We start from the raw sequence: 20,021 nt of genomic DNA, 5'->3' as shown, positions 1-20,021 counted from the left end.
TAGCAAAATGAAGAGTAAAAATCTAAGTGAATTAAGTATTGAAGAACTAATCAAACAACAGAAAACCATAAAAACAATAATAGGCGTACTGTCTGGTATGCTGCTAGTTCTTCTCGTTTTAGGCATATGGCTCACCTTTCAAAAACCAAGCTTTCTTGTATTTATAGTAATTCCTTTTACCTTTATCCCTTTACTAATTTTCAATGCAGTCACATTGAAGAAAATTAAGTCAGAACTTCATTCACGTGAAAACAACAAGTAAATAATTTCATTTCTCTATTTACCTACTATCGCTTAGTCTCTAAAAACGGGAGCAAGCAAGGATGCCGCTGCCATCGGGTCTAGGCGAGAACGTTTGGTTTTCAGAACACAAAAAAAACGCGTTGATAAATTATCAATCCGAGGTTTAGGGAATTATTCTAGTCGCTTATTGGAAAAGGTACGGATTGTAAATCCGCTATCGGGTTTATGGGATAGGGATGTACCCAACCAGCCTTTTTTTTAGAAACTACTGTTTTGCGTTCTTTTTTTATCTACACATTGTATTGAGGTAAAAACTCATACTTTGTCCACTTTTACTCCAACTATCCATTGCTTTTTCTCTGTAAAAACTGGTTTCAGTTATTGACTTTGCTGTTGAAATGCCAAAGTATTTGCTTTTCTGATTTGCCTTTTTGCTTTCCACCCATTGAATGGTAACTGCTACATCTGCTGTTTCTTTATCCAAATATATTTCATACGGTTTCAAGTCTACCTTAAACCAACCTTTAAACTCATCTTTGATTTCAAAAACGATATCTTTTTCTACAATACGATTTGATGGCAATCCATTTTCAATTTTATAAAAATTCAACCTAAATTTTAGGGAACTGAATTCATTTGAAGTGATGTTAAAATTCAAATCATTTATTTTGCAATCTTTCTTTAGTGTAAACTTCATTCCAACTTCTTTACTCAATCGGTCGTCAACATTTTTTTCGTAATAGGTATAAAAATTAGTGTGCATTAGTCCAAGACCTTTCGAATTTCTTCCCAATACTTTAGGCTTTGGTTTTACAAATTTGACCACCACCTCATCTAATTGATTCTTCAAAGGCGTTAATTCAATTATGTTATTCGGAAGAGTAAGTTGTGATACGGCTACTGTTTTTGATTGATAACCCACATAAGAAAAAGTGACTACATCATTTTCATTGACGCTTTCATCCATTTTTAAAGAAAATTTCCCCTCAGAATTTGATACCGTTCCCGTATTTTTATTGGCAATTCCAATATTTGCGTAGTGTAAGGCAGCTTTATTTTCTATATCCTTTATTTCACCGTTAATCACTTTTACTTGAGCGAAAGAATGTAAAGTAATAGCTAAAAAAAGATAAAAAGGCACTTTCATATTTTGTTTGTTTTCTGTTTTGTTTAAATGATGTAATTGTAGTACTGTCTCAAAAGGTTTTTAACTAAAGTACTCTTTTTTCAGATTTGCCCAAAGTTATGGCAAACCAACAAAGCTAAAACGTGACTAGCTACATTTTTTTAGGTTTTGGTTTAGTTAATGATTGTGGGTAGGAGGGTGACGCTCGTGCTAGCGCAGGGCTTTTATATTTCTCTTGCTTTTATATTAACTTTGGAAATCTGTACCTTTTTAACGCTCCTACATTTCATAGTTTCTTGATTAAAAAGCACCAAATTAGAACCAGTATTATGAAGAGAGCTTCTAAATTTTATTCCTTGAACATTGGTAAATATCTTGATAAACTCACAAATAAACTGTGTAGGAATATAATCTATTTCAGAATCATATCTTCTCATTGGTTTAGATAAGTCTCTACTTATTAACTGCTTTAATAATGTAGATTTGATTTTCTTGTTAACGTCGTTTGGATGATATAAAGTAGGGATTTCTGTGAAATCAGAAATTATTATTTCATTCTGATACTCTTCGTTTTTGGTAAAAATGGCAACTGAAATTTCATCCAAATATGAAGCCCTAACCTCATACAAAATAGTTTCTTGATTATCACTTAAATAAAGATAAGGTATTCCTATTGGATTAGCACGTCCAGCTGAAGCATATTGTGCGGGAGGAGATGACATTTTATCAATTGGATAAATTTCTTCTTGAGAGTTTTGATGTAATCTTGCTCTATAATATTCTTCATCTTCATTTACGATAGTTTTGCTCTCAAAAAAACTATCCCAACCTAAATCTTCCGTTAAAGTATCAATATTTGTAAAGTACCTTCTTTCCCATTTTAATTGCTCTTTTAAGAAAGACCAATAGTTTATATTCTCAAGAATTTCTTCACTAAAATCTACTAAATCTTCAGAACTACTTATTGTTGAATCAGTTTGATTAAGGACTTCATTCAATATTTTATGACCACAATTCAAATCGCTAAATAAGTTCCAGTTTCCTTGAATTAAGGAAATTAAACTTTTACCTTCTTGTTTTACTTGGAAGTTATCAAACAGCTCTTTAAAGAAGTCTAAAAGTTCTATCAATTCGACAGTTTCAACATCTACACTTTTGCAACAATCACAATTTCCTGTTTTTCCTTGTGAAACAATGAACCCAATTAGTTCTTTATCAGAAAAGCATTTTTTACATACAAACTGCATAGCATTAATTTAGGAAGTCACTTATAATTAGCAAATGATTTTTAATGGAAATTTTTTTTACCGTTCCTAAACCAGGATATCTACCTTCTTCCAAATATGTTTTTAATTCATTTGTTGCAGAATTCAACAAAGGTAAGCTATCGCAAAAATCGACTGCTTTTTCAGCTGCTTGAGCAAATTTACCCTGTACGTTGGCAATGGAGTCAACATCTTTAGAAGTAAAGTGTCTTATCCATATTTGATTTTCTAATTCTTTATTTAAATAAGTAAGGTGTATAACAACAGCTCTTGGTGTGCTACCTCCTTCTACAAATTCACTTGGCAATGCCGTAAAGTCAGCAAAAGCTTGATAACCATCTTTGTCATAATACAAGTGTTCTTCTGTAAATTTATGAGCTTTAATATCTAAAAAATCGGCATTTTTTTGTTGCTTTTCGAAAACATCATCTAATCTTATGTAAAACTTCCCTAAACCTTTAATATTTCTGTCTAAACTTCTATACTTATGAGGTTCTAAAAGCATAATCTTACTGATTTTTTCATTTGAACAAAGTGTTTTTAAACTTTCTTCATCTGAAAAATTATCAAGACATATAATTAGACAATTATCTAAATTATATTTTTCAATATTTGAAATTATATAATCTGCATTATCAGAATAATGAAATGCTGGCAAGAATTTAGTGTTTTCTAATTCTGAAAGATAAGTAAGAAAAAACTCTTTATCGCCAGCTTTTTCACCTTTAAAAGGATTAACAATCAAATAAGCGTTAAAATCTTTTTCTTGAAAAACTTTGTGGACTAAATTAAGATTATTGAAACCTTCTTTTACTGGTTCTAATACTGGTGTAATATTTTGTAATTTACCATCATTTACTAGTTCTCTCAAACTAATTAATTCAAATTGTCTTGCTCTTAAGTAAGGGAAATACATAATCTAAATAGTATTTGTTTTTAAACCATTAATTAGGTTATCTCTATCCTGTTTTTTGAAATTCATAGATAGGCATATCTGATTAAATTCACTATTTACCTTATTGAAAAACTGGTTGTTTATATTTCGTTTTTTCATAGAAGTAATAAATAAATTATTCAAATCTTCTTGTGGTATTTTTGATATGAGTTCTTTACAAATCTCAAATTGATTAAAGGAATTCATTTCAGGGAGTTGTTCAAAATATGCTTTTGAAATTTCTAAATATTCTTTCGTATGAAGAACTTCCATTAAAGTGTTCGAATCTATCTTGTTAATTCTCTCTGCTTTTTGAACAAGTTCAAACTCTTTTGAATCAGAATCAAAGGAAATTATACCGACTGAATCGTCAAAACTTGAATATTTTGATAAAAGTACGTTTGGAACAATGATATAAACTTCATTGAAAATTTTCTTATATTCTTTAAGTTGATTCGACAATCTATATTCCTTATCTAAAATTGTTTTAATTTCAAATACTTTAGAAACTCCATTGAACATAGCCAAATCAGCAATAGCTTTACCAATTCTAAATTCATTGAATATGACAGAATTGCTAGTTCCTAATTCTTTCTTTAGCCAATTGTTTAAAAACTCATTTTTTAATACATATTCATTTGGGTAGTTTTTTTCGAGAATTCGATATGTATTTCGAAGAAATTTAAGATAAGATTTACCTTTATTTTGCTCTACAAGATTATACCTTTTAAGCTTAATGTCAATGGAATCAAAATCTCCTTTTAGCCAACGATTTACTTCACTTCTAGAAAAAAGTGTTGAAAAATCTCTTAGTTGGTTTGAATTGTATGACATTGTTTTTCGGGTAAAAGTAATAAAATATTTCACTGTTTCAATATTGACGCTCCTTTTTACTAGTACTGATAACTAATAGATGGTATAACAGATTGATACTTTACTTCCTCAAATATATACAATTTCCATTACAAAATTCACACTAGTTTATCGTTTGTAGTTATCATCTTGTTGTTTTGGATGGTTGAGAAAGTATAAGGATGGAATTCGACAAAAACACACCCCCAGCCCCTATAACTCCATATTTTATTTTATTTTGAGTCGTTGAATCTTCGATTTCTAGAGGGGAGCAGTGCCCGTAAAAATTGGAATTTGCCCTTCGACTGCGCTCAGGGTGACCTTCTATGGGATTTTTCTCGTTCTAACGTTCCTAGCCCTGATGGGAGTGGAAATCCTCTGGCTCGGGTGGCTATTTTGGGCAGGACGGAAAGAGCGACTAAAAGAAGCTCCTTTGCGACCTAGCCCAAAAAGCCACGCGAGGCGGAGATTATAACGGACAGCAGGAGTAGCTCCTTAAAAAAACAACACCAACACTTTATAAGACGCTATCCCAAAACACAAAAGGCCGCCGAAGCAACCTTTTGACTAACAATAACAAAATAAAAAAACTAACTACAATTCTAGACAGTTATTGTAATTTGGCATACTCGAACGTAGGATTTCCTCTTAGTCCCGCTTCGTTGCTCATCGCGAGGAAGCGCACTTTGTAGTAGTTGGAAGCGGCATCTTTGACCACATAAAAACGGTCGGTTCTTACGCTTGGCAAGGTAGTTGGTCCGCCTCCGCTTCTCCAGTTGGAGCCTATGATTCTTTGGTCGGTTTTGGAAGCGGTAAATTTATCTTCGACTACTTTTGCTAAGGTAAAATCTGCATAGCTACCACCATCGGCAACCAAAACTTGGTAGGCTTGTGTGCCGCCCAATCTGTTCGTCACGATAAAATCGGAATAGCCATAGGTTACCTCAGCGGTTCCTGTGGGTAAATAATTGGTGAAAGGCGTAAAATTCAAATCCCACTTGGTTTTTTGTGGCTCAACCGTTACTGTTTTGCCTTCGGACAGACTGAAAAATGTAAAATTGAAATTGCTGTCTTTGGCAATGGTTTTTTCTGTAAAAGTAGTAGCACTCAAGTCCGCATATTGGATTTTGTAACCGTTTCCGTTGCGTAGTATTCTGATTTTTTTCCAGCCTCTCGCTTCGCCGTCAAGGCTCACCGAGCCAACGCCTGGCGTGGTCGTCGAAACCGCAAAACCTAGATTGACCAAGTAGACTTTGTTCTCGGCATCGTTGGCAGCCACCGCGGCGATGGCCGTTCCCACTCCTGCTCCCGCTCCTTCTAAAACTCCCGTTGGATTATCGACAAAACCATTGCTGGCCAAAGTTGTCCCCCCGCCAACTGCCACGGCAGCATCAGCCGTTTGAGGCAAGGTAATGTCAGTAGTTTCTAGTTTTTTTACGGCCATTTTTAAAGCTCCGTTGAGGATTACTCGGTATTCTGCACCTGTTGAAAATCCGAAATCCCAAAACCCTCTCGGAATCGCATCGGTTTTGCTGGTACTCAAATCTACATAGACTTGATTCGGCTGATTTGGCCCACCTACTGCAGGTTGTAAAATCGCTCCTAAGGAAGGAATTTCTGGTTTGTTCCCTTCGTCATCGTTGGAACAAGAGCTTAAGGTAGCTAAGGCTAAGGCTAAAATTAAAAAGGTTTTTTTCATAAAAAGTTGATTTATATTAAAGATTAAGGTTATAGGTCAGTTTTACAAAAAAGGAACGTCCGTAAGCCAGCATTACTTGGTTGGACGTGGCGTGTCCTGCCCCTTCTCCGGTTCTAGTTTGATTGATATTTTTGATGTCGAACAAGTTTCTCGCGCCTATAGTCGTTTCGAGTGTATTGCTGAAAAAATTCTTCTGTATGGTCGCGTCCAACCAATGGCTGTCGTCTATTTCGGAAATCACATACGCAGCACTACTTTCTATGAATTGCTGGGTTTTTCCACTGTATTTGTAGTAGGCCGAAACAATCGTTTTCCATTTGGGTAGCGTATACGATACGCTAGTATTGGCATTGAAGGTGTACAAAAACCGGTCATCTGACACAAAAACTTGATTGTCGATTCTTTGGGAAACACCTACCAAAGAAGCACCCAAATTGAGCAACCAATTCTTGCCCTTGAACTGATTCGTGGTCGAAACATTCCACATTTGATAGCGGCTGATGTTGATGTACTCGTATTCGGGATTACCCGTCTCGGCATTGAATCGCGCCAATGCCATATCGATACGGTCATTGACTTTGAGATAATTGGCGGTAAACGTATGCGACACTTGCAGACCCGAATCCAAAAATGCCGTTTTCTTCGCGCTCATTTCATAAGACCAACTGGTTTCTGGAATCAAATTTTCATTGCCTGTAAAATGATGCCCATCAAAAATTTGTTTGGTGTACAATTCTTCAAAAGTTGGTGTTCTGAAAGATTGCCCCAAAGAAGTACGCAGTTCTATTCCTTTTGGCAACAAATAACGCAGACCCAAAAAAGTTGCATATTGGTTGTCGAATTGCGATTGAATAGAATATCGAACTCCGGGACGAATAGAAAAAGAAGGCGTCGCTTTGATTTCTGAACTCATAAACCAATCGTAATTGTTCAAGCGTTTCGCTATCGGAGCAAATAGATTATTGCCTTCTTGCACCAAAGAATAGCCCAAATTACTCACCACTTCATACCCCAATTGCACATCTATTTTCTTGCTTTTGAAAAAATTACTTAGCGTTCCAGTGCTATACAACACTTCCATAGCTTGGTCTTTTTGTCTCACAGCTTCCTTTTCTTGCTGTGTAAATAGATAGTACCTAAAGTTTTCGGTGTCGCGTTGTTGTTTTTGATGCGAAAGCGAAACAGTATAACTCATTCCGCTTTCTAGTTTTCCAGAAGCATTCCAATTGTGGAAAAATCGTTGCGTCCAATACCTTTTGTCCATAGCATAGCGGTAAGAACCAAGCGTTGGCGAATAGCCCGACTGTACCGTACTGTTGTAAAAATCGACACGTTCATTGAGCCATTGGAACTTATAAAACATTCGAAAAGCGTTCTTTTGGTAGCCTAACATCGTGGTAGCATTCCATTGTTCTTTGGGCAACCAGCGATAGCCGCGTGTGGCATCATTTTCGAAATAATCCTTCCCTTTTTTACCATCCAAAAAACCCTGAAAATCATTCCGATTCAGCGATGCATTAAAAAACCATCTTTCGTTGGGTGCATAAGAAAGTGCCAAAGCCTGAATATGGCGTCCTTTGTCAAAAAGTGAGAATTCGTTGTGTACCGATTCTTCTTGGGTCGTGGCGCGCAAACTCCATTTGTAGCGCGACCCTTTTTTAGTAATTATGTTGAGCACACCGCTTACGGCATTGGCACCGTGCGTCACGCCCATCGAGCCTTCAATGATTTCGATTTGTTCGATGTCGTCCAAGTTAATCTGAGACAAATCGGCGTTATTCCCCAAACCTGCCTCGCCAATTAATGGAATATTGTCGACCAATATTTTGAAATATTGCCCGTCTAAACCAAATAAAGAAACGGTAGAACGCCCATCAGAACTACTAGGCCTTACGGTAATGTTCAAATATTGATTCAAGACATCGGCCAAGTTATTCGCTGCTAAATTTTTGATGTCCTGACTCGAAATCACCCGAACATTGAAAACCGATTTTCTCAAAGACTGGGGTTCTATTTGTCCGGTCACCACAATTTCTTGCAGCGGATTAACCCGAAGCGAATCTTGCTCCTTTTGCTGGGAATAGCCTGTAAATACTGGCAATAACAAGAAAATAACCGCTATACTCTTTTTCATTATTTAGAATTAATCTTAATTATTTTCGGCAAATATATACTTTATTTTTATTTATTCTAAATTAATATAGTATTTTTGTCCGCATAATTTTAACCCTTACTAATAAAAATGAAAACAAAATCAATGCTTATCTTAAGTGCACTTGCACTAAGTACGACCCTTAGTTTTGGACAAAATGCCAAGAAAAAAGAAGACATCAAGGCCATACAAGCGATGTGTGGTTGTTATGAAGTACAATTCAATTTTACCGAAACCTTTGACTATCCAAAAGATAGCGCTAGTTACAAACCCTCAAAAACCAAACACGAAACGGCTTTGGAATGGGTAGAATTGGTAGAAAACACGCCTAACAAATTGGTTTTGCAACACCTCCTCATTACAGGCAACAAAGAAGAAGACATTGTAAAACACTGGCGACAAGACTGGCTCTACGAAAACACCGATTTGTTGCAGTTTCACAAAGACCTTACTTGGAAGTATAAAAAACTTGACCCTAAAACCGTAAAAGGCCAATGGACACAGAAAGTATACCAAGTAGACGACAGTCCAAGATACGAAGGCTCTGCTTCTTGGGCCACAGTAGATGGCGTGACGTCTTGGAAAAACACTACCGATGCGCCTTTGCCTAGAAGAGAACACACACAACGTAACGATTACAATGTTTTGAAAAGAAGAAACATACACGAAATCACTCCAAAAGGATGGATTCACGAACAAGACAACGACAAATTGATTCGTACAGAAGGAGGTTCGGATGTGCTTTTGGCACAAGAAAAAGGAATGGATATTTACACCAAAGTGCCTGACGAAAAATGCCAATTGGCGCAAAAATGGTGGGCAAAAAACAAAGACCTTTGGGCAAAAGTACGCAACGAATGGGCAAAAGTTTACGGTCAAAACAAAGACCTAAACTTGGAGAAAAAAGTAGATAAAAAATCATTATTCAGCATCCTATTCGATTTAAAACCCGATGCTTCTCAAGAAGAAGTAGCCAAAATCATTAACGCATTTGTAATTCGCTAAAACCAAAAACGATGTGCACCCTAAACATTTTAAATAGAACCAATAACGGACTGTTATTTTATTGTACGCATAGTTCGCTGTACAATCTTTCGTTTAACAATTTGACCTTCAACTTTGATGCGGTGGAATTTGATAGATTTAGGGTGTACCTCAACTCCATAGACAGCGCGTACTGGGAAAAGGAATATGAAAATTCTATCTATGAAAAGAAAATTCCCATTCCAACCCTGCAAAACAACTTCATCATTTTGCTGAATCGCCACGAATTGGAGGAACTCAAAATACTAGTCGATTTTAGCCATCGGGCACGCCTGTTAGCCCCCGAGGAAATCAACTATAAAATGATTTACAATTAAAACCAAAAAGTCCAGCAACCACAAACAATTGCTGGATTTTTTACATATAAATTCATCCTATTTCAACAACTTCTCAAAAGCCTTTCGTGGCGCCCCGCGAACCACAATCTCACCACAATAAGAATAACCCAATTTATCGAGAATTTTCAACATCGGAAAGTTATCAAAATTGGTGTCCACTTTAATGCTGAACACGTTTTTCGAAACACTCAACGCTTCAATTTTCTCAAACAAAAGCGTGGCAATTCCCTTTCCTTTGTACTCAGGTGCTGTGGCTACACGATGCACGACCACATAATCCGAATCGCTCAACCACTCACCTTGCAGGTCGTTGTAGGTCGGTTCCTCTCCAAAAATGATAGCCGCATAAGCTACCACCACCTCATTTTCGACCAATACGTGGGCATATCCTTTTATAAAATCGTCGGTCACTGTTTCCAAATTCGGATAACCGTCTTGCCACTGTGTGCTACCGTCTTCTTTACGTTGGGCAATCGCTGCTTGCAAAATATCCCAAATCACTGGAATATCCGCCAGACTTGCTGTTTTCAAAATCATATCGTGCGCATTTGAGCCGTAAAAATAACTTTTATCCCCAAAAAACGAATGCTTTTTTACATTAGTTTGAGGAGCACCACCAACCTGCTCACCACACGAGTCGTCCTGCTGTCCGCTATATCTTGCTTGCCGAACCCCGTCAAGCAAGGATGCCGCTCCCATCAGGGCTAGGCGAGAATATTTGGTTTTCAGAACAGAAAAAATGATTGGTAATCTCTGGATTTTCTTTTAGCGAGAGAGAGAAAATAATTATAGAAAATACAGAGGCTTTAGCCAAAACTAGTTTAGATTTTGACTAAAGCCCCAAACTGAACTAACATTAATGAATGGGCTAAAGCCCATTCCTATCCATTTTTTTCAAAAAAAAATTGCTTCACCTGCAAGGTCTTTTTCCAGACCTTGTAGGTGTTTTAACAGAGCATACCTACAAGGTTAAAAGAAACCTTGCAGGAAATCCGATAATACATCCTTTTTTCGTGAACAAGGACGTCATAAACTTGTAATGATTTAAGATGTTTTCCTGCAAGGTCTTTTTCCAGACCTTGTAGGTATTTTGAAAGTAGCCTAAACCTACAAATCGGATTTGAATTTATATCGCATCAATAAAATAATGCTTATTAATTGATTGCGGGAAAATCAATTGCCTCTCGCTTTAGCGAGAGGATATAATCATAAAAATGTAGAGGCTTTAGCCAAAACTACTATAGATTTTGGCTAAAGCCCCAAACTGAACTAACATTAGCTATTTACATATCCCATCTATCCATTGAAACAATTCTTCCAAATCATAATCGCCACTATGCGGTTTTTGCCAAGGCAAAGCTAAGTCTACTTTAAGATTATTATTTTCAAGTAAAGTGGCCAACATCACCGAAATCCCTAATCCCGTATCCTTGTCATTAGACCCGTGACGAATGCGCCAATGCTTAGAAGTCGCCACCCCCGAAACGCCAATGTAATGCATCGGGTTCATCATTTTTATCACGTGATCATCAACAGTTGTAGCTGTAAGAGTTGAATGCATTTTACTATATGTTGTAAAGTGCTGTGTATCGATTGTTGTTGTCCCAAAAAGTTGTGTTTCTGGACTTGAAAGGTCTAAAGCATCAAAAGCTGGAGGTGTTTTTTGTCTACCAATAAACTTTAAATACGCTTCATAATCAAGTCCTACTACTTTTGATTTAGCAACTGTTACAAACGGAAATTCAGACAAATCAATTCCTGAATCCAGTGCCTTTTGAGCAGATGCCAACACATACGATTGAACTAAGGTTTTAAACGTACCATCCCCGTTTTTGTCCAATGACAGTAGGTTGCCCTTTTTATCTTTTAGCTGTAAACTATTTAAATAAGCAGGAAACAATTCTTTTAATTCGTTGGATACTTTTATTTGATTGGTGGTCAGTTCTTGTGGTTGCGCATTTTTTGGAGCAAATGGCCCTCCTTTTTTATAGGTGTTTATTCCGTTAAATTGCCATTCATAGGTCATATCTGCGTGTTCTAGATTGGTTATAGGACAATAGGCTGAAACTGCATAAATTGCGTCGCTTGCCTTTGCCGCACCAATGGCGTTTAAATAGGGCTCATAGTCTACGGCATCTCCCGTAGCTCCTAGTAAAGTGGACATAGCTCCACCTGCACTTGTGCCGTTTGAAATTATTTTATGAGCATCTCCGGGCATCACGGCATCATTATATTTCAAATAGCGAACCGCAGCTTTCAAATCTACAATTCCAGCTGGTGCTTTGCCTGTGAAATTCCCCATTTGATCTTTTAAGGTTCTTCCTCTAGCTCCAGCTGAAGCAACAATGTAACCTCTAGCTAGTGCGGCTACTACTGTAAGTGGCTTTGAGGGTATTCTTTCTCGCATTGGAGGCAATCCTTCTAGAGGTCTGTTACCCATAGAAGGAGCTTCTCCGTTAATTGGAGGACGCATTCCCATTGGGTTGTCTTTGGTTGTAGCTGGTTTAGCTGGCATATATCCTCCAACTTTATTCGGAAAAAAAATAGGAGCCGTTTGAACTGTATAGCCATTTAGGGTTTGATTAGTAAAGTATTCTTCTGGAATATAAATGTTCATTTTTTGATAAGCAGTATCTACTGGATTGCTTACATATATCGTGTTTTCAAAGGCTCTTACTTTAAGCGTCTTTCCTTCGATGGTCAGTTCTTGCTTTTGAAATTTTGTCACGTCAAATTTCAAGTTAATGGTTTGATTTTGTGCTTGTAGAGTAATCAGACTACTCACAAATACGGCACTCAAAAGGATTACTTTTCTCATATTTTTTACATCTATAGTTATGAAAAACAATGTCTTTTCTTTTCTATATTACATCATAAACCGACATACTGTACTTATTAAAGGCAGATGTATGCAGTTATACTGCTTTTTTAAAAATAGAAATACTTGCATACGTATGTCATCTGAATAAATCTTTTTATGCAACACCATTATTTCCCAAATCAAATATTTCCCTGGTTGTTAAATTAATTTTTATTTCCCAATGTTTGCTACAACCATCAAACCAATTTTCCTTTTCTTTTTTCCAATTATCACTCTCATCTATCTGAAAACCTTTAATCTTCTCTATAACTGTGAGTTTGCTTTTATTAAAAGTTACGAAAATCACTCTTTCATTTTTTTCGTTAAAATAGACAAAATATTGTCTTCTATAAATATTTAAATTCCTATGAATTACCGAACAACCACTTCCTTGATTCATTTTTTTGAAATTAATTTTCCGAAACATATTGCTTTTTCGTTACCAACGTATTTTCCATAATTGGGTATTTCTTTGTATCCTTTTTTTAAATAAAAAGCATAGGCTTCTTGATTTAATCTTCTCGTTTCTAACCAAATTTCTTTGTACTCTAATGCTTTTGCTTTATCCTCAAGGTAATCTAATACTTTTCCTCCAATACCTTTTCTACTATACTTTGAAAACATTCTTTTCACTTCTGCTATATCACTCGAAATTGGCCTAATAGCACCACAGCCAACAACTTCGTTTGTCAAACTTGCTTTTACAAAAACCGATTTAGTGCTTTGTCCATCCCATCCTTGAAATGAATTTTTACCTGTATCACCAAACCGTTTTCCAAGTTCTGCTGATAATTCTTCAATTAGAGGAATCACCTCAATATCTGTTGGTTCTGTTTCAATAATTTGGATTGTCATGTTATATTTTAATCGTTAAAGTTCACTATCTAAAATGCTTCAATAAATGTGTCGTCATTCATTAGCAACTAACATCGATCTGCAAAATAATCTCCGCTTATTGTCATCCCAAAAATAGTCAAACCAACTTTACTAAAAACTACAATCTATAACTTAAGAAACCTATTTTTAAGGACTACAACTAAAAATAAACCTCGCTTAAATATCCTTAAACGAGGTTTGTTTTTGTGCGTATTATTAAATTTTACTTTTTTAATTGAGTTTTACAACGGCTACGTGTGTTGGCGGATGGATTTATGCGCAATGTTTATTTTATTTGACAGTGAATAAATAGTTATATAATGTATTGTCTTCTATTACACCTTTACCCTTAATGGGAGTCAAAATAAAAAGATAAGTTTCATTTTTTATTGTGTAAAACAAAAAATTTGCGCTTAAATTTTCCATATCATAATATACAATTCTACTCGTTGCTATTAAATTATCTTCCTGCTTATTAATTTTTAATTGAAATTCGCTAAATTTTAAGTTCAAACTTTTTATTGTGTCATTGTTAATGGGGCTATTTATTTGAGTATTTGATGTGAAATCTATCTCAGTAATTTTATAATCATTTTTATAAACTGATGGAGTAAACTGCACATCATATACATTTGAAGCACCGATAACTCTAAAAAAACCAGGAGAAGTAGGAAGAGTATTCGGATGTATGTTTAATTTATAATTTTTGGCAACATTTTTTAATTTAATTACCAATAAAGAATATTTTGATTCAATTTCATACTTTGAAATAACGGTATCATTTCCTTTTTTATAACTTCCTTTAGAAATATAACTTTTATTAAAATTTGTTATTTCTTTTATCTTAATACCTTCACATTGTATATAATCTAAATTTTCTTCTATTTTAAATTGTTGACAATTAGTACATATTATCAAAATAATAAAAATAAGATATCCTTTCATAGTAAAATTTATATTGTAAAATCCCGAATCTCAGAATCTATCCGCCAAATAGTAGATAGGTCTGATAAGAGTCAGACTTTAGTTTTCTCAAATATATACAGTTTTAACTACAAAAAATTCAATGCTATTATTGTTTTTGTTTTTGGACTAATTAAGCTTAGTTTCAAAGTCACATAAATTGGAATTTAAAAAACACACCCCCAGCCCCTCTCTAGAGGGGAGCGGTTCCCTGCGATGATTGGAATTTGTCCTTCAAGTACGCACAGGGTGACACTTTTTGGGATTTGGAATTTGGTACTTAAAAATTGAAATTTTATTGCGCTAACGTTCCTAGCCCTGATGGGAACGGCATCCTCTTGTGGCGGGGTTCGCCACAAGAGATATAGTGGACAGCAGGATTAGCTCCTAAACATTAATCCAAATGCCATCGCAAACCTATAAAAGCGCGAATGCCTTGGTTGGGTCCGTAGGCGTAGGTCGGGTCGAAAGTGAGTGCATAGGGATTGTCGGGAGTGGGTTGTGCGACGCCGTTGCTATCGAAGGTGACTTGCTTATCGAAAGGGTCATGGGCACGCGCAATCAAAAAAGGATTGCCGCGATTGGGTGTCCAATTCAGGAGGTTTTTGACGCCGCCAAACAACTCCACGTTGTGGAATTTCTTGTACGTGATTTGAATGTTTTGAATGCTATACGGCAAGGAATACTCGCGACGCGGATCGAGGGGCGACAACAAGGGCAAACGCATACTGCCAGTATAACTTCCGGTATAATCCAAACTCAGGAACCAGTTGGGGATTTCGTAGCTCAAAGCCCAAGACAAACTGACTTTTTCGGTAAACAGAGGCACAAAACGACGGCCTTCTTGCTCGGTCAACGGATTGAAATAACTACCGCCCAAAGTCCCTTTTAACCCAAACGGACTGACCCAATCCAAGGAAATACTACTTCCGAAAATTCTAGAAAAACCATCGAGATTGGCATAAATGATTTGGTTGGGATTCGTATCATAGTCGGCAATGATGCGGTTTTTGAAATGGGTGTACCAAGTCGAAGCTTCGAGGGTGAGCACGCCCGCGGTGTTGGTATCGAATTTTTTGAGGTAATTCAGGTTGGCGGTATACGAAGTTTCGGGGTCTAAATCGCCTTTTAGGACGACTTCTCTAGCACCCGAAAGCGCTTGATGGTCTTCGGTAAACAAATTCACCACTCGGAATCCCGTTCCTAAATTGAGTCGTAAAATATCGGTGGCGGTGGGTTTCCATTTCAGAGCGAGACGTGGCGTGACAATCGAGCCGTGTGCAGGGTGATAATCGTAACGCGCGCCCAACAGCAAGCCCGTTTGCTTAGAAAGTTTGATATCGTCTTGGAGAAATCCACTGTAAATAGGGGTTTGAGAGGAAGTGGCCGTGGCAGGCGTGTTGTCGTTATACCAAGTAAAACGCGCCGCGGCTCCGAACAAAAGCGAATGATTTTGGAGCTCTTTGTCCCAAAGGTATTGCCCAAACGCAATTTTTTGGTTCGCCAAAAAAACGGAAGTACCATAGACCGAATTTTGGTCATGGCCCACCATCGAGAATTGCAAGCTCATTTTTTCGTCAACAGGCAATTGGTACTTGCCCAAGATTTCATAGCGTGACGTATAAATACTTTCGCCATAGACTTGGTCACCTCCTCGAAAGCTGGAATTCCACTGCATTTCGCCACCCCAACGGTCTTCATACAAATAACGGGCGACGAGGCTCATTTCTTTTTTGGAACGGCGTTCAAAATGCCAGCGGCTAAAAAAGGAAACTCTTTTCTGCAAAGCAATATCCGTAAAATTGTCGCCATTGTTATCGACAGCATAATCATTGTAAAACGTGCTGAGTCCAAAAAGCGCATTAGATTTTTTGCCAATATTGGTGCGATAACCCAAATCGAGACTGTTTTCCAGCCAAGAAGTGGTCATCAAGTCGGCAGTAAATTGTGGTGCGTTTTGTGGTTTTTTGGTAATGATATTGATGAGTCCTCCTACTGCCTCGCTCCCATACAAACTCGAAGCGGCGCCTTTGATGATTTCGATTTTGTCGATCATCGCATTCGGAATTCCAGACAAACCATACACCGTTCCCAAAGCACTCACTATGGGCATGCCATCTATCGTGACCATCGTATAAGGGCCGTCCAACCCATTGATCCGAATATCGCCGGTGTTACAAACATTGCAATTGTTTTGTGGACGCAAACCGTTGACGTTTTGCAAGCCTTCAAAAACTGAAGCGGTGGGATTTTGTTTCAAAAAAGTGGTCGAAATGATTTCTACTGGCACCGGATTTTCTAAACGACGTACGGCTTTCATCGTACCCGAAACCACTACTTCGTCGAGCAGTTGCTCGTTCGTCACCACATTTATTTTTAGTAAATGCTTAAAATCCGCACTGCTGATGGACTGCTGATGGGTTTTGATGCCGATAGCAGCAACGCGAAGCGTGTAGCGTTGTAGCGGCAATTGAGGAATTTCAAAAAAGCCCAAACTATCCGTTTGCGTCCCAAAAGCGGTACCTACAATTTCAACCTGTGCCTGTGCTACAGGTTGATTTTCGGAGGTGACTTGTCCGCGAAGAGTAGCTTTTTCTTGTGCCAAAGCAATAGTTAACGAAAAGAAAAACAAATAGCTATATAATAATTTCATTAGAGTAAATAATATTTTAGACAAATCTAAAAAATAATTTTATAATAACTTAAAAAAACGGCTCAATAAAATTGAGCCGTCTGTTTACCCAAAAATTAACCAAACATTCAGGATTTACAACAAAGAATAAATTATGATTTTAATGATCTCCACTATTTTCAAAACCAACAATAGATAGACGATAAGGAGTATTAGAGACTTTTATTTTTAATTCAGATTTTCGTTAAAAATAGCTGTAGGCGAATTACTGGTCGTGGTTCTTGGAATGGGAAAAGGGTCTTTGCTAGAGAAAAAACCATCTTGCAAGTCTCTAAGTTCATCGGGAGTACACAAACAACTGTCTAATTCTTGACGAATTTCAGTTTCGTTCAGACCTATTCCAATAAAAACCAATTCATTCAGACGGTCTCCGTAGGCTCGAGTCCATCGTTCTTCTATAACCTCTTGAAATTCGACAAAATTTGAAAACGTCATGCGCTCGCTCAAAGGCATACTCGCCCACCAAACTCCCGCACCTTCGGCTTTAAGAGAGCCACCCGCTTGACTCCAATTGATGGCTTGATCGGGTCGCGAAGCCATCCAAAACAATCCTTTACTTCGAATGATGCTTTGCGGAAAACGATTGGTCATCCATTCCCAAAAACGATAGGGATGAAAAGGTCGTGGGTCTCTAAAAACGAAAGACGAAATCCCGTATTCCTCGGTCTCTGGCGTGTGAATGCCTTCCAATTCTTGCATCCAACCCGCTGATGTTTCGGCTTCTTCAAAATTGAACAAACCGGTATGCAGTATTTCATGAGGTGCAATTTTCCCCATAGTCGATGTTATGATTCTTGCCACAGGATTCAACTTTTGAATGGAGGCTTTCAAAATTTCGAGTTGTTTTTGGGTAACCAAATCGGTTTTATTCAACACAATCACATTCGCAAATTCGACTTGATCTACCAGTAAATTAACGATTGTTCGTGTATCATTTTCAATATTAGTGGCTTTGATATCTTCTAAGGTTTGGGCAGAGCCAAAGTCTTTGAAAAAGTTAAACGCATCAACCACAGTTACCATAGTATCGATATAACTGAAACGAGACAAATCGATATTCTCATCCTCATTCACAAACGTAAATGTCTGCGCCACCGGAATGGGTTCACTAATTCCTGTACTTTCGATTAACAAATAATCAAAACGATTTTCTTTGGCTAATTTTTCTACTTCTTGCATCAAATCCTCACGAAGCGTACAACAAATGCAACCGTTACTCATTTCGACGAGTTTTTCTTCTGTTCGAGAAAGCGTCATTTCGTCTTTGATTAAACGGGCATCTACATTGACCTCACTCATGTCATTAACAATTACAGCGACTTTCAGTCCGTCTTTGTTGTGCAAAATGTGGTTAAGCAAAGTGGTTTTACCTGCGCCAAGAAAACCTGATAATACCGTAACCGGAAGTTTTTTCATTTTATCGTTATTGCAATTATGTTGCAAATATAGAAATAAAATCTTCTAATGCAATATTGTTGCATTTTATTTATTACGCATAAAAAAAAGCCTCTTTTACAAGAAGCTTTTGTTTACAATACTATAACTGTTTTATAATTCTTCGTATACAATCACGCCTATACCTGTTTCTTGCTCATAGTTGATTTCGATAGCACCAGCCTCAAAATCAATCGTAACAAAATTACCAACAGTATATTTCTCATCGATCTGAGATTGCATCTTCAACAAAGGAGTTTTAATGTTTTCTACCCACAATGGAGCAGCAGAAACATTAACTCGTTTTAGAGAAAGCGCACCGTCAAATTGAGCCGCTAATGCAGCTTGCTCCTTTTCAAAATCATACTCTTCCAAAATACTGAATCCCGTATCCTCTTCATTTATTTTAAAAAAAAGAACGCTTTGGTCTTCAAAATGAAGCTCTACCGTATCAATAAATATAAATTGCTTTTCTGGTTGTACACCATTAACCCATAAATGATAAAAAACTGCCGATACAGTTTTCTTTTTACTGTAGTGCTCCAATAAAGAATTTTCTTCCTTTGAAAAACGATAGGGTGTATTCATGTGTTATGCCGTTAATTAAATAAACGACAAAAATACAGCTTGAAAGACAAAGAAACCACTAAAATCATTTTTTTTGATGATAAAAGTAATGCAAAACATGGCCTGAGATGATTCCAAGCCCTCCGATGGGAACCAAATAGGTTTCTTCATGCAACGCAAAATCTAAAAGCATCCCATTAAATACCAAGAACAAGGAAAACAGCAATGTCAATTTGATATACAAAGGTGCTTCCCCTTTCAGGATAGAAAAAATCAAAACAGCCGCTATCCCAAAAAAGAAAACATCAATCCAAGGGTTATGCGCAATTCCCATAGGCAATACCGAAAGCAACGGGAAAACAATACAATGCACCAAACAGATACTAGCACTCGAAATTCCCAAAACGTCTTGAACAATCAAAGTTTGCTTCTTCATTTTTTTGTATTTTTGTGATTGGCAAAGATAGCCTCTTTTTTATTTATTGCAACAATGTTGCGTTATTTATTTTTTTTATGAAAACTACCCGTAACACAGCTGCCAAAACAGCCATTGCTTCCCTTTTATCCGAATCAAAAGTAGCGCTATCGCATATTGAAATTCAGCATCAGCTGAACGGTCTTTGTGATCGCGTTACTATTTATCGCGTTTTGGACCGCTTAGTAAACGAAGACAGTATTCATAAAATCGCTACTCCTGAAGGTACCGTAAAATATGCCAGTTGCCATCACGAACATACTCACAACAACCATCCGCATCAGCACAACCACGTGCACTTTCATTGTGAAAAATGCCAATCGGTGAGCTGTTTGGATGCTGTAGTCCCTCAATTTGAAATTCCTTCAGCCTATGTGGTGAAAGAAACCAATTTCACCGTAACCGGAATTTGTCCCAATTGCCAATAAACCTCTTATTATTTAGACAAGTCTAAAAAAATATTTAAAGTGAACTTTTTTGTATATATTTGGGTTTTAAAAC

At 36.9% G+C, this 20,021-nt stretch carries 19 protein-coding genes; 4 read left to right on the top strand and 15 right to left on the bottom strand.

Annotated elements, in window-relative coordinates; translation table 11 throughout:
- Positions 1-7: 7 nt before the first annotated feature.
- A complete protein-coding gene (locus ACZ1AQ_RS06300) occupies positions 8-262 on the top strand; it encodes a redox-active disulfide protein 2 (RefSeq protein ID WP_342691157.1) in 255 nt (84 codons plus the stop codon).
- 267 nt (positions 263-529) lie between these two features.
- Here the strand turns inward: ACZ1AQ_RS06300 and ACZ1AQ_RS06295 are convergent, their stop codons facing one another.
- From ACZ1AQ_RS06295 to ACZ1AQ_RS06270, 6 genes are all read right to left on the bottom strand, one after another.
- Positions 530-1,390, bottom strand: a complete 861-nt coding sequence (locus tag ACZ1AQ_RS06295; RefSeq protein WP_489632088.1) for a carboxypeptidase-like regulatory domain-containing protein — start codon at positions 1,388-1,390, stop codon at positions 530-532.
- A gap of 203 nt (positions 1,391-1,593) precedes the next feature.
- Positions 1,594-2,616: an RES family NAD+ phosphorylase gene (locus ACZ1AQ_RS06290; protein ID WP_159688161.1), complete on the bottom strand. Its 1,023-nt coding sequence runs from the start codon at positions 2,614-2,616 to the stop codon at positions 1,594-1,596.
- A gap of 4 nt (positions 2,617-2,620) precedes the next feature.
- Positions 2,621-3,550 carry a sce7725 family protein gene (locus ACZ1AQ_RS06285; RefSeq protein ID WP_489632087.1) on the bottom strand — a complete coding sequence of 310 codons (930 nt, stop codon included), beginning with the start codon at positions 3,548-3,550 and terminating at the stop codon, positions 2,621-2,623.
- A 3-nt stretch (positions 3,551-3,553) separates the two neighbouring features.
- The gene (locus tag ACZ1AQ_RS06280) at positions 3,554-4,402 is read right to left on the bottom strand and encodes a sce7726 family protein (RefSeq protein ID WP_489632086.1); all 849 of its coding nucleotides are present in this window, start codon (positions 4,400-4,402) and stop codon (positions 3,554-3,556) included.
- 628 nt (positions 4,403-5,030) lie between these two features.
- Positions 5,031-6,119: an HmuY family protein gene (locus tag ACZ1AQ_RS06275; RefSeq protein ID WP_489632085.1), complete on the bottom strand. Its 1,089-nt coding sequence runs from the start codon at positions 6,117-6,119 to the stop codon at positions 5,031-5,033.
- A gap of 16 nt (positions 6,120-6,135) precedes the next feature.
- The gene (locus ACZ1AQ_RS06270; protein WP_489632084.1) at positions 6,136-8,253 is read right to left on the bottom strand and encodes a TonB-dependent receptor plug domain-containing protein; all 2,118 of its coding nucleotides are present in this window, start codon (positions 8,251-8,253) and stop codon (positions 6,136-6,138) included.
- A 108-nt stretch (positions 8,254-8,361) separates the two neighbouring features.
- Here ACZ1AQ_RS06270 and ACZ1AQ_RS06265 point away from each other — a divergent pair, with 108 nt between their 5' ends.
- Both ACZ1AQ_RS06265 and ACZ1AQ_RS06260 read left to right on the top strand, forming a co-directional pair.
- Complete coding sequence (locus tag ACZ1AQ_RS06265; protein ID WP_489632083.1) at positions 8,362-9,276, top strand: DUF6607 family protein; 915 nt, start codon at positions 8,362-8,364, stop codon at positions 9,274-9,276.
- Between the two features lie 11 nt (positions 9,277-9,287).
- On the top strand, positions 9,288-9,632 hold the full coding sequence (locus ACZ1AQ_RS06260) for a DUF6686 family protein (RefSeq protein ID WP_064715415.1): 345 nt from the start codon (positions 9,288-9,290) through the stop codon (positions 9,630-9,632).
- 57 nt (positions 9,633-9,689) lie between these two features.
- Here the strand turns inward: ACZ1AQ_RS06260 and ACZ1AQ_RS06255 are convergent, their stop codons facing one another.
- From ACZ1AQ_RS06255 to ACZ1AQ_RS06215, 9 genes are all read right to left on the bottom strand, one after another.
- On the bottom strand, positions 9,690-10,352 hold the full coding sequence (locus ACZ1AQ_RS06255; protein ID WP_489632082.1) for a GNAT family N-acetyltransferase: 663 nt from the start codon (positions 10,350-10,352) through the stop codon (positions 9,690-9,692).
- Positions 10,353-10,932: 580 nt separating this feature from the next.
- Positions 10,933-12,471: a subtype B tannase gene (locus tag ACZ1AQ_RS06250; RefSeq protein WP_489632081.1), complete on the bottom strand. Its 1,539-nt coding sequence runs from the start codon at positions 12,469-12,471 to the stop codon at positions 10,933-10,935.
- Positions 12,472-12,628: 157 nt separating this feature from the next.
- The gene (locus tag ACZ1AQ_RS06245; RefSeq protein ID WP_489632080.1) at positions 12,629-12,913 is read right to left on the bottom strand and encodes a hypothetical protein; all 285 of its coding nucleotides are present in this window, start codon (positions 12,911-12,913) and stop codon (positions 12,629-12,631) included.
- On the bottom strand, positions 12,910-13,368 hold the full coding sequence (locus tag ACZ1AQ_RS06240) for a GNAT family N-acetyltransferase (RefSeq protein ID WP_489632079.1): 459 nt from the start codon (positions 13,366-13,368) through the stop codon (positions 12,910-12,912). Before ACZ1AQ_RS06240 ends, ACZ1AQ_RS06245 begins: the two co-directional genes overlap by 4 nt.
- A gap of 312 nt (positions 13,369-13,680) precedes the next feature.
- Positions 13,681-14,334, bottom strand: a complete 654-nt coding sequence (locus tag ACZ1AQ_RS06235) for a hypothetical protein (RefSeq protein WP_489632078.1) — start codon at positions 14,332-14,334, stop codon at positions 13,681-13,683.
- Between the two features lie 412 nt (positions 14,335-14,746).
- Positions 14,747-17,005, bottom strand: coding sequence for a TonB-dependent receptor (locus ACZ1AQ_RS06230; RefSeq protein ID WP_489632077.1), 2,259 nt, complete (start codon positions 17,003-17,005; stop codon positions 14,747-14,749).
- Between the two features lie 207 nt (positions 17,006-17,212).
- Entirely contained in the window at positions 17,213-18,460 is a 1,248-nt protein-coding gene (locus ACZ1AQ_RS06225) for a GTP-binding protein (RefSeq protein WP_489632076.1), read from the bottom strand.
- Positions 18,461-18,592: 132 nt separating this feature from the next.
- A complete protein-coding gene (locus tag ACZ1AQ_RS06220; protein WP_489632075.1) occupies positions 18,593-19,066 on the bottom strand; it encodes a hypothetical protein in 474 nt (157 codons plus the stop codon).
- 64 nt (positions 19,067-19,130) lie between these two features.
- Positions 19,131-19,481, bottom strand: a complete 351-nt coding sequence (locus ACZ1AQ_RS06215) for a MerC domain-containing protein (protein WP_489632074.1) — start codon at positions 19,479-19,481, stop codon at positions 19,131-19,133.
- A 77-nt stretch (positions 19,482-19,558) separates the two neighbouring features.
- On the opposite strand from ACZ1AQ_RS06215, the gene ACZ1AQ_RS06210 reads away from it, so the two are divergent.
- Entirely contained in the window at positions 19,559-19,948 is a 390-nt protein-coding gene (locus tag ACZ1AQ_RS06210; protein ID WP_489632073.1) for a Fur family transcriptional regulator, read from the top strand.
- Positions 19,949-20,021 lie beyond the last annotated feature (73 nt).

The sequence above is a fragment of the Flavobacterium sp. UM26 genome, assembly GCF_057922445.1.
The sequence above is the reverse complement of the archived record's forward strand: the minus strand, read 5'-3'. Positions and strand labels throughout refer to the sequence as shown.

Excerpts from the sequence above, each read along its gene's own strand:
- ACZ1AQ_RS06220 (WP_489632075.1), bottom strand. The coding sequence starts at position 19,066 with ATGAATACACCCTATCGTTTTTCAAAGGAAGAAAATTCTTTATTGGAG.
- ACZ1AQ_RS06215 (WP_489632074.1), bottom strand. The coding sequence starts at position 19,481 with ATGAAGAAGCAAACTTTGATTGTTCAAGACGTTTTGGGAATTTCGAGT.
- ACZ1AQ_RS06285 (WP_489632087.1), bottom strand. The coding sequence starts at position 3,550 with ATGTATTTCCCTTACTTAAGAGCAAGACAATTTGAATTAATTAGTTTG.
- ACZ1AQ_RS06210 (WP_489632073.1), top strand. The coding sequence starts at position 19,559 with ATGAAAACTACCCGTAACACAGCTGCCAAAACAGCCATTGCTTCCCTT.
- ACZ1AQ_RS06245 (WP_489632080.1), bottom strand. The coding sequence starts at position 12,913 with ATGAATCAAGGAAGTGGTTGTTCGGTAATTCATAGGAATTTAAATATT.
- ACZ1AQ_RS06260 (WP_064715415.1), top strand. The coding sequence starts at position 9,288 with ATGTGCACCCTAAACATTTTAAATAGAACCAATAACGGACTGTTATTT.
- ACZ1AQ_RS06300 (WP_342691157.1), top strand. The coding sequence starts at position 8 with ATGAAGAGTAAAAATCTAAGTGAATTAAGTATTGAAGAACTAATCAAA.
- ACZ1AQ_RS06240 (WP_489632079.1), bottom strand. The coding sequence starts at position 13,368 with ATGACAATCCAAATTATTGAAACAGAACCAACAGATATTGAGGTGATT.
- ACZ1AQ_RS06295 (WP_489632088.1), bottom strand. The coding sequence starts at position 1,390 with ATGAAAGTGCCTTTTTATCTTTTTTTAGCTATTACTTTACATTCTTTC.
- ACZ1AQ_RS06255 (WP_489632082.1), bottom strand. The coding sequence starts at position 10,352 with ATGGGAGCGGCATCCTTGCTTGACGGGGTTCGGCAAGCAAGATATAGC.
- ACZ1AQ_RS06250 (WP_489632081.1), bottom strand. The coding sequence starts at position 12,471 with ATGAGAAAAGTAATCCTTTTGAGTGCCGTATTTGTGAGTAGTCTGATT.
- ACZ1AQ_RS06270 (WP_489632084.1), bottom strand. The coding sequence starts at position 8,253 with ATGAAAAAGAGTATAGCGGTTATTTTCTTGTTATTGCCAGTATTTACA.
- ACZ1AQ_RS06290 (WP_159688161.1), bottom strand. The coding sequence starts at position 2,616 with ATGCAGTTTGTATGTAAAAAATGCTTTTCTGATAAAGAACTAATTGGG.
- ACZ1AQ_RS06225 (WP_489632076.1), bottom strand. The coding sequence starts at position 18,460 with ATGAAAAAACTTCCGGTTACGGTATTATCAGGTTTTCTTGGCGCAGGT.
- ACZ1AQ_RS06235 (WP_489632078.1), bottom strand. The coding sequence starts at position 14,334 with ATGAAAGGATATCTTATTTTTATTATTTTGATAATATGTACTAATTGT.
- ACZ1AQ_RS06230 (WP_489632077.1), bottom strand. The coding sequence starts at position 17,005 with ATGAAATTATTATATAGCTATTTGTTTTTCTTTTCGTTAACTATTGCT.
- ACZ1AQ_RS06275 (WP_489632085.1), bottom strand. The coding sequence starts at position 6,119 with ATGAAAAAAACCTTTTTAATTTTAGCCTTAGCCTTAGCTACCTTAAGC.
- ACZ1AQ_RS06280 (WP_489632086.1), bottom strand. The coding sequence starts at position 4,402 with ATGTCATACAATTCAAACCAACTAAGAGATTTTTCAACACTTTTTTCT.
- ACZ1AQ_RS06265 (WP_489632083.1), top strand. The coding sequence starts at position 8,362 with ATGAAAACAAAATCAATGCTTATCTTAAGTGCACTTGCACTAAGTACG.